The sequence below is a fragment of the Plantactinospora sp. CNZ320 genome (genome assembly GCF_002846275.1).
In genome coordinates this window covers 5,778,209-5,792,287 of record NZ_PJMP01000001.1, presented here as the reverse complement: position 1 = coordinate 5,792,287, position 14,079 = coordinate 5,778,209, and the positions used below count along the sequence as shown (strand labels likewise).

Below are 14,079 nucleotides of genomic sequence, written 5' to 3'. Positions count from 1 at the left end.
CCCCTCAGCCGTGCTGGAGTCGAGCGAGTGCTCGGTGGCTCGCGACATGTGCCATCACCGCCTGGTTCGCTTCCCAGCCGTCCGGGAACTTGACCGGTACGTTCAGGTGCACCGGCTCGGTCGACGGATGGGCGTCCAACAACTCCCCGATTCCGGCCCGGGCCACCACCACACAGGCGTGCCGATGCCGTGATACCAGTACGCACAACCGTCCCGCCTCCAGGTGGAACGCGGTCGCGTCGCGTCGCCCCGACAACGGGTGCAGCACGATCACCACGTCGTACTCGCGCCCCTGCAACCGGTTCGCCGTGTCGACGGTGATTCCCGCCCCGGCCGCCCCGAGTCGTGCCCGGATCGCCGTCACCTGGTCCCGGTGCGCCGCCCCGACCGCGATCCGGTCGGCGGTCACGGGCGCGCCCTCGGGGAAGCGTTCCGACACCGCCACCGCGCCCCGCTCCAGCACCCGCAACGCCAAGCGCGCACAGGCCGCCGCCGCCTCCGAATCGGTCCGCAACGTGTGCCGGGCCGGCAGCTCATACAGCGCCCATCCGGTGGACGCCGCCATCTCCAGCGCCTCGTCCACCGCCCCACCACCGAGCCCGGCGGTGGTGAACGAAAGCGCCCGCTGGTCAGCCGTGGTCCCCGCCGAAAACCCGGTGAACGGATAGAACGCCTCCGCCACCACCGGAGCCGCCGACGCCGGCAGGCGCCACGACACCGGCAACCGGTGTACCGGCAGATCCGGGTTGTGCCGCAGCAGCGCCGCCACCGCCGACTGCATCGGATCCCAGGTCAGCCCGGTCCAGCGTTCCGTCTCCACGGTCGAGAACGGATCCAACTGTCCCGGATCACCCACGAACAACGCCCGGTCGAACCGTCCCGCCACCCTCAGCAGCGCATCCGAGCGCATCTGGTACGCCTCGTCCACGATCGCCCACGGCCAGCGCCCCTCCGGAACCAGCGCCCACTTGGCGGCCGTACCAATGATCACGGACGACGTTTCCAGATCCGCGACCTTCGCCGCGACCCGGACCGTCGAATAGTTCTTGATCCGGTCCGTCGCCGTGTAGTCGTTCGCCGACAGCCGCCCGATCGCCAGCTCCGGCCGCGCCTGCGCCAACCGGTCGATCAGGTCGTCGACCTGCTCGTTCGTCTGGGCGATCACGATCAGCGGCTCGCCCGCCTCGGCCAGTTCCCCCGCCGCCCGCACCACGAGCGTCGACTTCCCCGCGCCCGGCGGCGAGTCGACCACCACCCCACGGTGGTCCCCGCCGCGCAGGTCGGCCAGCACCTCCCCGACCACCCGCCGCGCCGCCTCACCCGGCGGCAACACCGGCCGCCCGGACCCGCCGGCTGGCCTCAGCAGACCGGAAGAGGTCATGACCACTCCTCCCGAGCGTCGTCGACACTCGGCTCCACCGGTTCCTCGTACGCCTGCGGCGGCCCGCCGTGCGTCCACGGCGTCTCCTCCCGGCTCGGGAACTCACCCGGCGGCATGAACGAGTCGGACAGCGTCGTGTAGCAGAGCCGGTCCCCCACCTCCGGCACACTCCCTGGCGCCGGGCTCAGCGACCGCCCCAACCCGCCCGACAGCTCCAACACCACGTCCGTCCGGCCCGTCGCCCGGTCCGGCGTAACGAAAACCACCCGCGCCTTCTGCCCCGGCCGGCTCGGCGAGTGCAGCACCGCCCCGACAGGTACGAGCACCGGATCTCCAGTCGTCACCTGGATCCGGGGCCGCAGCACCCGCCGCTTGCCGCTGTCGTCGATCCGGTTCGCGTCCGCCAACGTCACCTCGCCGACGAAAGCCTCCCCGGTCAGCCGGTGGTCGGCCATCACCAGCGGGTCGTCGTAGGCGCGCTGGACGGCGTACGACTGCAACGCCCGTTCGAGCCGGTGCAGCCGTTGCGCCGCGTTGACCGCCCCGTCCCGGCGCGGCTGCGGATAACCGCCCCCGTCGACATAGAGGACGAAGTTGCTGAACACGTCCCGGTCCTCGGCCCAGCGCTGGGCCACCCGCGACCCGACCGGCAGTTCCCGGAGCAGCGTCACGCCCCGCCACATCAGCTCCCAGGTCGGCGTGAGCTGCGACCGCACGGCTTCTTCGAGTACGCCCCGAGCCCGCCCCCGCCGCACCTCGTCGCCGCTCGCCACCGCCTCCTCGTACGCGACCATCGCCGGTGCCAGTACCTCGTTGTCGAAGGTCGGATCCGTTGCCGGTCCGGCCGGCGGCCAGCGCAGCGGGTCCTCGGCCAGCACCGCCGCGTCGGCACCGGTCAGCCCTTCCGTCGGCTCGATCCAGGCCAGCAGCGCCGCCAGGTGGGCGTCCTCCAGCGCGGACTGCCCGGTCGCCCAGTGCAACCCGAGCGCCTCGGTCATCGCCAGCAGCATCCCGGAGCCGGGATGTTCGGCCCGGTCCGCCAGGAACGTCAACCACTGCCCGAGCAGCGGCACCGACGGGTGCACCGGATAGTCTCCGTCGGTACGCCGGAACCGCGTCGACCGCCCGAACAGCCGCACGAACCCGATCCCCGCGGAGTTGGGTACGAGCATCTGCGGCGCGTCCACGAACCGGTAACGAATCTCCTTGCCCCGGTTCACCGGTACCGGCTCCGCGACACCTCGGAAGCTGTCCAGGTAGCGCAGCAGTATCTCGGCCAGTTCGGCGGCGAAGTCGAAACGCTGGTCCCGGTTGCGTGGCTGCGGCACCACCAGCAGCCTCGGCTCGGCCGGGTCGGTGCCGACCAGCGCGGCCAGTGGCGCGTTCGCCTCGCCGGCCATGCTCAGCGGGATGAAGACCAGCGGCCGGTCCGCGACGTGCAGGTGGCGTACCGTCGTGATCCGCTGGGCGCGCCCGGCCGCCACCGCCTCGGCCCGGGCCAGCGCGGTCAGGGTGCTCACGCCACCGTCCCGGCTCCCGGCACGCCACCGGCACCCGCCCCGACCGCCACCAGCACCAGCACCGGCACCGGTTCGGGCACGGGCACGGAAACCGGCTCGGGCAGGATCATCCCGCCGTCCCGGCCGTCGCCAGCAGTTCGGCGCGGAGCCGGGCCGCGTTCCGGAGCAGCGCCGCCGCCTCCTCCTGCTCCTCGGCGGGCGTCAGCTCGCCCTTCGCCAGCCCGAGCGCGGTCTCGACCCGTTCGATCCCACCCAGCTCCTCCCGGGCCGAGGTGCCGAGCGCGGCGGTGCAGCCACGCGCCTCCGCCCGGCAGAAGTAGGCCAGCTCGCAGACCGACAGGCAGTCCGGGGCGTACCGCGCATCGACCGTCCGCAACGCCTCGACAAGTGCCTCCGGCGCCCGGGTCGGCACCCCGTCGGCGTCCGGTGCCAGGTCGAAGCTGAGGTCCGGCGGCAGGGCGGCAAGCATCGCCTCGATCCTCGTCATCCGGCCGAGCTGCCGCCGCAACACGGCCAACTGCCGGCGTACGTCGACGAGTACCGCCGTCGGCTGGTTGGAGAAGTCACGCGGGCAGACGAGTACCACGTCGTGCGCCACGATCTCCGGGTCGTACCCGGCCTCGGCCAGCATCTGGCGCATCGCCAGCACGTAGACGGCCGCCTGGATCGCCGCCGCCGACACCTTGCCCGGGTCGGCCTGCCCGTCTACCACCGCGAACGACTTGATCTCGACGACGTGGAACCGTCCCTGGTGCTGGAAGGCGATCAGGTCCGGTTCGAGGTAGACCCGCTGGCCGGCCACCTCCAGCCCGAGCAGCGGGTGGTCGAAGAGCGTGCCGGCGTCCTCCTCCCCGGCGGCGGCCCGCAGCAGCAGGGTTCGGGAGCGGGCGTACCGGACCTCGGGGGTTTCCTTCTCCCGCCCGGTCACCGTCTCCAGGTCGTCGTAGGCCACCTCGGGGATCGGCAGTCCGAGCCGTTCCCGGAGCAGTTTCACCAGTTCGGCGGCGCCGCTCGCCTTCACCTGCGCCTCGAACGCGTTGCCCCGGGCGATGGCGAACCCCGACTGGCCGAACCGGGCCGGAAAGTCGACGTACGCCGCCAGCCGCTGCTTGTCCACCCCGGCCGTGTCGAGTACGGCCCGCCGGGCGCAGCCCGGGTTCCGGGTCAGCGCGGCGATCGTGCGCGCGTTGTGCCGTTTCGGCTTCACCCCGCCCCGGATCGCGGCCAGCCGCTCGGCGGTACTCCTGCTGGTGCCCATGCTGATGCTCGTCATGCCGTCTTCCCCTGGAGCGTCCGCAGCGAACTGCCGAAGAGTTGTTGCACGTCGTCGAGCTGCCGGCGGGCCCGCTCGGCCGCCGCCTTCCGCTGTGCCCGGTCGGCCTCGGCGTGCACCGCGTGCTCGGCCTCGGCCGCCCGGATCACCGTCTGCGGATCCACTGTGTCATGGCGATCAAGTGGCTCCGGTGATCCGCCCGCCCCGGGAACGTTCGTGGCGCCGGGGATGTTCGTGGCGAATCGCCACAGCAGCTTGTGCACCGACGCCCTGCCCTCCGGAACGGTGCCGGCCCGCTGCGCCACCCGGACGGCGGCGGTCAGGAAGTCGACCCGAGGGCTGAGCGGGCCGACGATCCGCCGCTCCAGCGACCAGGTGGAGACCGCGATCAGGCCGCGCGCCGGTGCCAGGTGTGCGGCGGTCAGCGCCGCGCAGAGATGGTACGGCCGGGCGTACGGCGCGGTTTCGAACGAGCGCTTCTCGTCCCGCCGCAGGTGGGTGAGCCGGTTCGCGGCCAGGCTCGGTGCCGACGGGCCGAAGAACGCCGCGTGCACCTCGGCGATCAGTCTCGGCGCCGCCGGTACGGAGAGCAGGGTCAGCGCGTGGTGCACCTGCTCACGTACCGGCACCAGCGCCCCGCCCGACCCGGTGAGGTCGGCGAGATCGGCGACATCAGCGAGGTCGGCGACCGCCTGCTCCCAGTCACGTTCGGCGGCTCGCAGCTCGGCCCGGAGTGCCCGGGTCCGGCTGGCGTCCCGGATCGCCACCGCGCGCCGGATCTCCGCACGCAGGGCGTCGATCCGGTGCTCGATCGCGTCCACCGACTCGGCCACGCTGGCAGAGTACGAGTTCCACTCTTTTCCAGCAATTACCAGCGTCGCGGCGCGCCGGGCTTGGTGGCGATCTCGGTGCTCCAGACGGCCATCCTCCCCCGGCCGCCGCTAGGCTTTCCTGGCCGTGGCAGGGACACCACGGCGAAACGGGGGTCGGACAGTGTCGTGGTCGTCGTCCGGGTGGCGTAGCCGGCTGCCCCGGCCAGCCCGCTCTGCCAGCTCGCCCACCCGCTCCACCAGCCGGCCCACCCGCTCCGCCAGGTCGCTCCTGGTCGCGGCGTGCTGCGTGGCCACCAGCCTCCCCCTCGCCGTCGCCACCCCCGCCCCCGGCGCAACAGCCGGCCACATCCAGGCCGGCACCAGCACCCAGGCCGGCAGCAGCGCCGAGGCCGCTCGGCCGGCGGTGGGCGCGGCGGTCAGCGAGCACTTCAACAACACCGCCGCCGGTGCCGTACCGGCCGGCTGGGGCACCGACACCTCCGGCGGCAGCGTCGGTGTCGCCGCGCTGCCCGACGCCGTGGACCGCAGCCTGCGGATAGCCAAAACGGGTACGCCGTCGAGCGCGCTCGCCGAACGCACCGCCCCGCAGCCGCTCACCGGTACCGTGCACGCCGAGGCACGGATCCGGGTCGACCGGACCACCGGTTGGTTCAACGTGCTCTACGTCGCCGGCTCCACCGGAGTTCCGACCGCCAGTGTCGCCGTCCGGGACGGCCGGTTCCATCTCGCCGGCCCCGGCACGGTCCTCACCCCGGCCACGGCCCAGCGCTGGTACGTGCTCCGCGTGGTGCTGCGTACCGGGACGCAGCGGTTCGACCTGTTCGTGGACGGGCAGCGGGTGATCGGTGACGTGCCGTTCCGGCAGGCCGCCACCGATGTCGGCCGACTCACCTTCGGTATCGGCGCCGGCTACTCCGGCACCCTGCACGTCGACAACGTCTCGCTGCGCCGGGTGCCTGAGCCGACCGTGCACTACCAGGCGTTCGACCTCTTCGACGAGGTGCCGGTCGGGTCACCGGCACCCGGTTACGCACCGACCGGCACCGGCGGCACCCCGACCGTCGCCGCCGTTCCCAGTGCGGAGGACCGCAGCCTACGGCTGGCCAAGGACACCACCAGCGGCGAGAACGGCACGGTCCGGAGTTTCCCGGGCCAGGGTGGCACGGTCAACGTACTGGCGAACCTGCGTACCGAGGAAACCACCGGGGTCAAGGTCGCGCTCTACGCACAGAGCACGAGTGGGCGTACGGCGGCGGCGCTCCAGTTCAGTGACGGGCATCTGCAACTCGCCACCGGCGGGGTCAGCCACGTGCTGGTCTCCGGCGTCCGGCCGGGCGAGTGGTACACGGTGCGGCTGGTGCTGGACGTGCCGGCCCGACAGTTCACCGTGTACGTCGACGGCCGCCGCCATCCCGCCGTCGGCCCGGCGGCCGCACCCACCCGGTACCCGTTCCGCGACCCGGCCGCCACCGACATCGGCCGGCTGTGGTTCGCCGTTGGTGAGGGACAGCGCGGCACCCTGCTCGTCGACCGGGTACTCGTGCACCGCAACCCGGCCCCGGCCCCGCCCGGCACCGTCGTGGACGTACGCGACCACGGCGCCGTCGGGGACGGCGTCACCGACGACGGCCCGGCGATCCGGCGGGCGGTCGAGGCCGTACCGGCCGGCGGCACGGTACTGCTGGCCGGCGGCGTCTTCCGGTCCGGCACCATCCGGCTGAAGTCCGACCTGACGTTCTTCGTCGCCCCGGACGCGATGCTGCTCGGCAGTCGCACCGAGAGCGCCTATCCGCCGCTGCGGGGCGGCACCGACAATCCACCGTTCGTCGGCGGGCTGGTGCAGCGGGCACTGCTCTACGCGCACCGGGCCGACAACCTGGTGATCACCGGCGGCGGGGTGATCGACGGCGACGGCCGGAACCCGCCGTGGACCGGCCTGCAACCCGAACGGCCCGGCCCGGCCGCCGTCTACCTGGCCCGTGGCCGGAACGTCACGATCCGCGACATCCACCTCAAGGACTCCGGCGCCTGGGGGCTGGTGCCGACCGAGATCGACGGACTGACCATCTCGGACGTCGACATCGACAGCAGCATCGTCGGCGGCCGGGACGGCATCGACATCGTCGACAGCCACGACGTACTCGTCGAGCGGGTGGCGGTCTTCGCCGACGACGACGCGATCTGCTTCAAGACCCACCCGACGAACAGCTCCCAGGTGGAGCCGGGCTCGCCGAGTCACGGGGTGCGGGGTGCCGTCGTCCGGCTTTCCACGGTCGGCGCCTCCACCCGGGCCAACGGGATCAAGCTCGGTACCGCCAGCCACGGCACCTTCCAGGACATCGTGGTCGAGGACGTACTGGTCAAGAACATCAGCATCGGAGCGCTGGTGATCACCGCCGTGGACGGTGGCGCGGTGCAGAACGTCACCTTCCGGCGGATCACCGTGGACCGGACCCGCCGGGCGGTGTTCGTGCTGATCGGCCGTCGGGTCTGGGTCGACGGTTCCGGGGTGCCGCGTCCGGCGCTCGACCCGACCTGGGTCAGTGGGCTGCGCTTCGAGGACATCGTCGCCACCCGGGTCGCCGACGGCCGCCCGGCCAACCACCTCGGCAACGCCGCACTGATCACCGGTACCCGCGAGTCCACCGGCACCGCCAAGATCTACGACGTGCTGCTGGACGACATCCGGTTCGACCTGGTCTCCGGCGGCAGCGCCGGCCCGGTGGAGCCGGACGAGTATGACGGGCGCTACCCGGAAGCCTGGCACTGGACCGCTCCCCCGGCGTACGGGACGTATCTGCGGCACGTCGACGGAGTCACCCTGCGGGCTGTGACCGCCACCGTGCCTGACCCGAACGGGCGCCCCGGCACCCTCCTCCGGGACGTGCTGAACGCCTCCGACCGGTAGCGCAGGCCGGTAACCCTGGCCAGCAGCGGCGGTCAGGCGGTCAGGCGCGCAGCCGCTGCCGGGCCAGGAACTTCGGCACCACCATCCGCCACGCCTCGCTGACCAGCTCGGTCATCTGGGCGTGGTCGAGTCGGCCGAGACGGCAGCAGACCCAGTTGAACCGCAGGTCGGACTGGCCGGGCAGGAAGAACAGCTCGGGGTCGGCGGCGATCAGGGCGTCGCGTTCGTCCCTGGGGAAGGCGAAGCCCATCGTCGTCTCGTCCCGGGAGAACGCGACGTAGACGATGGCGCCGACCCGGAACTTCACCCGGTCGCGGATCAGGTGCTCGCTGCTGCGCGGCAGCGTCCGGGCCAGGGCCCGTACGTCGGCTACGGTCACCATCCGCGGATGGTACTGACCAGCTACGACACTCCACACGCAACCGATCCACCGCTCCGCACCGATAACGGGGTAGCCGAGTGCAAGGGGAGATCGCGTGGTGGTGGCGGAAGAGGAGTACGTCGGGTACCTCCCGACCTGGGGTGAAGTGACTGTGACCAACAACCGCGACACAGGCCCGTTCTGCGAGTGCAGCCGACTTGACCAGCCGCACCCGTACTGCGTACACACCGACGAGGGCTGCACCGAGTACGACCCGTACGGGCTGCCGTGTGCCTGCACCGGCTTCACGCCGTTCAGGGGCTGACCAGCCCGGACCGGACCGGACCGGACCGGACCGGACCGGAAAATCCTCCGGGCAACCTACAACCGATCCACCGTCGCACTCCGATAAGGAGTAGACGCATGGAGAGGAGTCTGGGTGACGACGAGGAAAGAGGACGAGGACTACGTCGAGTACGTCTCGACGTCACTGGACCGATTACGGCGTACCGCGTACCTGCTCTGCGGCGACGCCAGCCGGGCCGACGACATCGTGCAGTCGACACTCGTCTCGGTCTACCTGCGCTGGTCGAAGATCCGCGATGTCGAGAACCTCGACGGCTACGTGCACCGCATCCTGGTACGCCGCTACGTCGACGAGAGCCGCCGCTCCTGGGCTCGGGTACTGCTCTCCTGGCGGTTACCGGACCAGGCGGCGAAGCCCGCCGCGAGCAGCGAGGACGCCGACGCCGTACAGGCCGCGCTCGGCAAGCTGACCCGCAACCAGCGCAGCGTACTGGTGCTGCGGTTCTTCTGCGACATGTCGGTGGCCGAGACGGCGGCCGTCCTGAACTGCTCCACCGGCAACGTCAAGAGCCAGACCTCCCGGGGCCTCGCCGCGATGCGCACGCTGCTGCGTGACCAGTGGCCGGCGAGCGCGACGGGCCAACTACAGGAAGTGGGAACGAAGTGACAGCTAACGATGACGACGCGGTCGCCCTGCTGCACGACCGGATGTCCGTCGTGCCACTTCCACCGAGCCGGCTCACCGCGACCGGCCTGGTCACGGAGGGCAGGCGGGTTCGGCGTCGCAGGCGGTCGATCGGGGTTTCCGCCGGCGCGCTGGGGGTGTCCGCGCTGCTCGCCCTGGGAGTAGCCGGATATCTGCCCGTCCCGGACACCGACCTCGCCGCCGACACCGCCGGGACACCGAACGGCACCGCGAACGCGGCCGCCGAGTGCGTCGCCAAGCGCCTGCCGCTGCCGTCCGGAGTGAACTCGGCCGGGGTCAGCGCGGGTTCGCCGAACGGCCGTTACCTGGCCGGCTACCGCAACGCCGATGGCCAGCCGTTCGTGGCGCTCAGCTGGGACGGTGAGAAGGTCCGGCAGATCCCGGTCCGCGGCGAAGCCACCGCCAACGGTGTCAACGACAGCGGCATGGTGGTGGGTGACGCTTTCAACGGGGATGTCAGATCCGCCTGGGCCTTGGTCGACGGCAAGGTGATCACGCTACCGACTCCAGCGGGTTACAGCGCCGCCTCCGCGCTCGCGGTGAACAAGCGTGGCGACGTCGCCGGGCTGGTGTGGCGTGGCAAGATGCAGTTTCCCGCCGTCTGGCGCGGCGCCGGGGCCTCGGTCAAGGCCGACGTACTGTCGACACCGAACGGCGCCGGGGGGAGTGCCCGAAGCATCTCCGACTCCGGTGTGGTGGTCGGCGACTACCACCCCGAAAGCCAGCGCCTCCCCTACCGGTGGGACGCGGCTGGCCGGGGCAGCGCACTGCCGATGCCGGCCGAGATGAGCAACGGCGCTGCCCTGCAGATCCGGGGTGACTGGGTCCTCGGCATGGGTGTGGTGGCCGCCCCGAGCCGCAGCAACGCGGTCCTCTGGAACCTCCGCACCGGTGCGGCCACCTACCTGGGCGACAACACGTCGACAGGCGCGGTGAACAGCCGAGGCCAGGTGGTGCTGGTCGAGCGGGCGGGCCCGGCGCTGCTCCGCGACCCGGACGGTTCGCAGCGACAGGTGGCGCCCAAGAGCCCGTCGAAGCGGATCGTGGCGCTCAGCGAGGACGGTACCCGGATCGCCGGCGACCAGGAGGAGCAGGCCATCTCCACGCCGACCTGGTGGACCTGCAAGCGCTGAGCTGCCGGAACTGAGCCGACCGGGCCGGCGGGTCCGGCGGCCCGGCACTGATCCCGGCCTGGACCCACCTCGGGACGGGCCGGGATCAGCGGGCGTCGACCGGGGCCTGCGCCGCCAGGTGCTGGCGGGCGAACTCCAGCGCCGCCCGCAGGTCGCTCTCCCGGTCGGCGCGGCTGCGTGCCCGCCGGGTGGAGACCTCCACCGCGACCGAGCCGGTGAAGCCACGCCCGGCCAGCGAGGTCAGCAGCTCCGCGCAGGGCTGGGTGCCCCGGCCGGGCACCAGGTGCTCGTCCCGGCCCTCGCCGGTGCCGTCCCCGAGGTGTACGTGCGCCAGCCCGGCGCCCATCCGGTCGGCGATCTCCAGCGCGTCGATGTGCGAGGCGGCACAGTGCGACACGTCCAGGGTGTAGGCGGCATAGCCGGTGTCGGTCGGGTTCCACCCCGGCGTGTAGGGCACGAACTCCCGGCCGGCCATCCGGACCGGGAACATGTTCTCCACGGCGAACCGGATCCCCGAGTGCTGGGCGCCGAGCTTGTCGAGGCCGTCGACGAAGGTGCGGGAGTATTCCCGTTGCCAACTGAACGGCGGGTGCACCACGACAGTTGGCGCCTCCAGGGTCTCGGCCAGTTCCGCCGAACGACGCAGCCGCTCCCACGGGTCCGAACTCCAGACCCGCTGGGTGACCAGCAGGCAGGGCGAGTGCACCGAGAGCACCGGTACGCCGTAGTGCCGGGCCAGCCCCTGTAGCGCTCCGGCGTCCTGGCTGACCGCATCGGTCCAGACCATCACCTCGACGCCGTCGTAGCCGAGGGCCGCCGCCATCTCGAAGGCAGCCGCGGTCGGCTCGGGGAAGACCGAGGAACTGGACAGCAGTACGCGGGTGGTCACCGTCTCAGGGTAGCCCGATCCGGCACGTCCCACCCGTTCGCGGATCGGGCGCAAAGCCGCAGAGACGGACGAAAAGCCAGGTCAGACCGGCTCTCGGAGCCCCTGTGCCGGCTCCAGTAGATCGAGTCGGCGCAGAATCACTCCCTCTCGGAGCGCCCACGGGCAGATGTTCAGGCGCTCCACTCCGAGCCGGCGCATCACCGCCTCGGCCACGATCGCCCCGGCCAGCAACTGGTGGGCCCGGCGGGCGCTGACCCCTTCGAGTTCGGCGAGCTTGCTCGGCGGGATGTGCCGGATGAAGCCGATCACCTGCCGCAGCCCGGTCCGGGAGAGGCTGCGCGGCGCCCAGAGCCCGGCCGAGGAAGGCGCCGCCCCGGCCAGCCGGGCCAGGCTCCGGAACGTCTTGCTGGTGGCGGCGACCCGGTCCCAGCCGACCTCGACGGTGCCGTCGACCACGGTGTCGAGCATCTCCTCGACGTACGCCTCCAGCCTGGTCACCGCCGCCGCCGACGGGGAGTGGCTGCTCTCCGGCCCCACCTCCAGCCACTCCCGGGTGAGCCGACCGGCGCCGAGCGGCAGCGACTGGGCGAACTCGGGCTCCTCGTCGATCCCGGCCGCCACCTCCAGCGAACCACCACCGATGTCCAGTACCAGCAGCCGGCCGGCGGACCAGCCGAACCAGCGGCGTACGGCGAGGAAGGTCATCCGGGCCTCGTCGGCACCGGAGAGCACCTGGAGGAGTACCCCGGTCTCGCTCCTGACCCGGGCCAGCACCTCCGGCGCGTTCGTGGCGTCCCGAACGGCGGAGGTCGCGAAGGCCAGCAGGTCGTCGGCGGTCAGCCGTGCCGCGGCCATCTTCGCCTCGTTCACCGCCGTGACCAGGGCGTCCGCGCCCGCGACAGTCAACTCGCCGTCCCGGCCGATCTGCTCGGCGAGCCGGATCATCGCCTTCTCGGAGTGCGCCGGCCAGGGATGGGCGCCGTGGTGCGCGTCCACGACCAGAAGGTGCACGGTGTTCGAACCGACATCAAGCACGCCGAGCCGCATGGCAAAGACACTAGACGCAGGTCGCGGGCGGATAGCGGGCGTAGGCTGACCGGGTGGCAGCAGCACGCGACCAACTCCGGATCCTGGTGGACGACCCCGCCGACCCGCGCGCCCGGGAGGTCCCGCTCGACTTCCCCCGGGAGTGGCTCGAATTCACCGACCCGGCCGACCCCGAACACCTGATCCGGGCCGACCTGACCTGGCTGCTCTCCCGCTGGACCTGCGTCTTCGGCCAGACCTGCCACGGCATCATCGCCGGCCGGGCCGCCGACGGCTGCTGCTCGCACGGCGCGTTCTTCACCGACGCCGACGACGAGAAGCGGGTCCGGTCGGCTGTCAAGCGGCTCACCCCGCAGACCTGGCAGCACTACCGGCGGGGCTTCAAGAACTACACCGAACTGGATTCGGTGGACGGCGAGACCCCGGCCCGGCGTACGGCGACCCGGAGCGAGGAGGCGCCCTGCGTCTTCCTCAACGACGCCGACTTTCCCGGCGGGGGCGGCTGTGCGCTGCACGCCCAGGCGCTGCGCGACGGCGTACATCCGCTGGAATACAAGCCGGACGTCTGCTGGCAACTGCCGGTGCGCCGCGACCAGGACTGGGTCAAGCGGCCGGACGAGACAAAGGTGCTGGTCAGCACGCTGGGCGAGTTCGACCGGCGGGGCTGGGGCGCGGGCGGGCACGACCTCGACTGGTGGTGCACCTCGTCGCCGGAGGCACACGTCGGCACCGAGGCGATGTACCTGTCGTACTCCCCGGAGCTGATCGCGCTGATCGGCAAGCCGGCGTACGCGAAACTGGCCGAGCTCTGCGCGGAGCGGGAGCGGCGCGGACTGGTGGCGACGCATCCGGCGACCGCCGGGGCCGACCCGGTGCTCGACCGTGCCGAGGAGGCCGGCCGGGAGCCGGCCAGCCCGAAGGCCGCCGCCGCGGGCCGGCGTCCGGCGGCGCAGCGCAGGCCGCGCGGCCCGGTCCGCTGACCCGGCAGAGCCGCTGACCCGAGGGAGCCGCCGGCCTACGGCTCGAACTTGTAGCCGAGGCCCCGGACGGTGACGATGAAGCGCGGCGCGGAGGGCTCCGGCTCGACCTTCGACCGCAGCCGCTTCACGTGTACGTCGAGGGTCTTGGTGTCGCCCACGTAGTCCGCGCCCCAGACCCGGTCGATCAACTGTCCCCGGGTGAGCACCCGCCCGGCGTTGCGGAGCAGCAGCTCCAGCAGCTCGAACTCCTTGAGCGGAAGCTGCACCGGGGAGCCGTCGACGGTGACCACGTGCCGCTCGATGTCCATCCGGACCGGTCCGGCGGTGAGCGTCGGGGTGCCCGGTTCGACTGTCTCGTTGCCGCGCCGCCGCAGTACCGCCCGGACCCGGGCGACCAGCTCGCGGGGTGAGTACGGCTTGGTCACGTAGTCGTCGGCGCCGATCTCCAGCCCGACCACCTTGTCGATCTCGCTGTCCCGGGCGGTGACCATGATGATCGGCACCTGGGAGCGTTGCCGGAGCTGCCGGCACACCTCGGTACCGGACATCTCCGGCAGCATCAGGTCGAGCAGCACGATGTCCGCGCCGGTACGGTCGAACTCGGTCAGCGCCGCCGTGCCGGTCGCCGCGGCCGAGACCTCGAATCCTTCCTTGCGCAGCAGGTAGGAGAGGGCGTCGGAGAACGACTCCTCATCCTCGACCACGAGTACGCGGGCCACGGACTTTCCTCTCTGGTCTCGGT

Annotated in this window: 13 protein-coding genes; 5 read left to right on the top strand and 8 right to left on the bottom strand. The window is 72.0% G+C overall.

Annotation, left to right across the window (positions count from 1 at the left end; translation table 11 throughout):
* Positions 1-4: 4 nt before the first annotated feature.
* The 4 genes from CLT71_RS25885 to CLT71_RS25870 form a co-directional block, all read right to left on the bottom strand.
* On the bottom strand, positions 5-1,381 hold the full coding sequence (locus tag CLT71_RS25885) for an AAA domain-containing protein (RefSeq protein WP_101369403.1): 1,377 nt from the start codon (positions 1,379-1,381) through the stop codon (positions 5-7).
* Complete coding sequence (locus tag CLT71_RS25880; protein ID WP_101369402.1) at positions 1,378-2,901, bottom strand: hypothetical protein; 1,524 nt, start codon at positions 2,899-2,901, stop codon at positions 1,378-1,380. Before CLT71_RS25880 ends, CLT71_RS25885 begins: the two co-directional genes overlap by 4 nt.
* A gap of 106 nt (positions 2,902-3,007) precedes the next feature.
* Positions 3,008-4,174, bottom strand: a complete 1,167-nt coding sequence (locus CLT71_RS25875; RefSeq protein WP_486483446.1) for a hypothetical protein — start codon at positions 4,172-4,174, stop codon at positions 3,008-3,010.
* Positions 4,171-5,007 (bottom strand): hypothetical protein, encoded by an 837-nt coding sequence (locus tag CLT71_RS25870; protein WP_101369401.1) that lies wholly within the window; start codon positions 5,005-5,007, stop codon positions 4,171-4,173. Before CLT71_RS25870 ends, CLT71_RS25875 begins: the two co-directional genes overlap by 4 nt.
* A gap of 286 nt (positions 5,008-5,293) precedes the next feature.
* Between CLT71_RS25870 and CLT71_RS25865 the strand changes: the two genes are divergently transcribed.
* Positions 5,294-7,915 (top strand): glycosyl hydrolase family 28 protein, encoded by a 2,622-nt coding sequence (locus tag CLT71_RS25865; RefSeq protein ID WP_158242309.1) that lies wholly within the window; start codon positions 5,294-5,296, stop codon positions 7,913-7,915.
* 40 nt (positions 7,916-7,955) lie between these two features.
* Here CLT71_RS25865 and CLT71_RS25860 read toward each other — a convergent pair whose 3' ends face one another.
* Positions 7,956-8,297, bottom strand: a complete 342-nt coding sequence (locus tag CLT71_RS25860) for an MmcQ/YjbR family DNA-binding protein (RefSeq protein WP_101369399.1) — start codon at positions 8,295-8,297, stop codon at positions 7,956-7,958.
* A gap of 94 nt (positions 8,298-8,391) precedes the next feature.
* On the opposite strand from CLT71_RS25860, the gene CLT71_RS25855 reads away from it, so the two are divergent.
* From CLT71_RS25855 to CLT71_RS25845, 3 genes are all read left to right on the top strand, one after another.
* The gene (locus tag CLT71_RS25855; RefSeq protein ID WP_101369398.1) at positions 8,392-8,601 is read left to right on the top strand and encodes a hypothetical protein; all 210 of its coding nucleotides are present in this window, start codon (positions 8,392-8,394) and stop codon (positions 8,599-8,601) included.
* Positions 8,602-8,715: 114 nt separating this feature from the next.
* Positions 8,716-9,249: a SigE family RNA polymerase sigma factor gene (locus CLT71_RS25850; RefSeq protein WP_101369397.1), complete on the top strand. Its 534-nt coding sequence runs from the start codon at positions 8,716-8,718 to the stop codon at positions 9,247-9,249.
* A complete protein-coding gene (locus CLT71_RS25845; RefSeq protein WP_101369396.1) occupies positions 9,246-10,421 on the top strand; it encodes a hypothetical protein in 1,176 nt (391 codons plus the stop codon). The genes CLT71_RS25850 and CLT71_RS25845 overlap by 4 nt, the downstream gene beginning before the upstream one ends.
* Positions 10,422-10,506: 85 nt before the next feature.
* Here the strand turns inward: CLT71_RS25845 and CLT71_RS25840 are convergent, their stop codons facing one another.
* A complete protein-coding gene (locus CLT71_RS25840) occupies positions 10,507-11,244 on the bottom strand; it encodes a sugar phosphate isomerase/epimerase family protein (protein ID WP_101371781.1) in 738 nt (245 codons plus the stop codon).
* A gap of 147 nt (positions 11,245-11,391) precedes the next feature.
* Positions 11,392-12,357 carry a Ppx/GppA phosphatase family protein gene (locus CLT71_RS25835; protein WP_101369395.1) on the bottom strand — a complete coding sequence of 322 codons (966 nt, stop codon included), beginning with the start codon at positions 12,355-12,357 and terminating at the stop codon, positions 11,392-11,394.
* An 80-nt stretch (positions 12,358-12,437) separates the two neighbouring features.
* Here CLT71_RS25835 and CLT71_RS25830 point away from each other — a divergent pair, with 80 nt between their 5' ends.
* Positions 12,438-13,337, top strand: coding sequence for a DUF3109 family protein (locus tag CLT71_RS25830; protein ID WP_101371780.1), 900 nt, complete (start codon positions 12,438-12,440; stop codon positions 13,335-13,337).
* 35 nt (positions 13,338-13,372) lie between these two features.
* Here the strand turns inward: CLT71_RS25830 and CLT71_RS25825 are convergent, their stop codons facing one another.
* A complete protein-coding gene (locus CLT71_RS25825; RefSeq protein ID WP_101369394.1) occupies positions 13,373-14,056 on the bottom strand; it encodes a response regulator in 684 nt (227 codons plus the stop codon).
* Positions 14,057-14,079 lie beyond the last annotated feature (23 nt).